The sequence below is a fragment of the Paraburkholderia phymatum genome, from assembly GCF_040965635.1.
Taxonomy (GTDB): Bacteria; Pseudomonadota; Gammaproteobacteria; order Burkholderiales; family Burkholderiaceae; genus Paraburkholderia; species Paraburkholderia phymatum_B.
Genome location: NZ_JBFRCH010000147.1, coordinates 1 through 264, shown reverse-complemented (window position 1 = coordinate 264; position 264 = coordinate 1). Strand labels below are relative to the sequence as shown.

General features: G+C 63.6%; 1 pseudogene. It reads left to right on the top strand.

The annotated features are described in order from the left end of the window. Nucleotides 1–264, top strand: a pseudogene (locus AB4Y32_RS40560) (hypothetical protein); the annotation flags it as partial.

Sequence of the window (264 nt, the reverse complement as noted above, 5' to 3'; positions counted from 1 at the left end):
GCATCAACTACGGCCCGACGACGCCGTCGCAGAACCAGCTGTTCGCACATGCTGCCGTTGGCGTGCGCTCGCACATCATCGTGCTGGGCGGCGGCGCGCAGATGACGACGCTGTTCTTCGGCCCCGATTATCCGGGCGAAGTGGGCTACGGTTCGTTCTTCGATCTGAACAACGCGCAGGGTGCATTCGGTGCGTCGAATCTGTCGCCGAAGCCTGAAGCGATGGCCTTCGCAACGATGACCCGCGCGCTCGACGGCACGATCA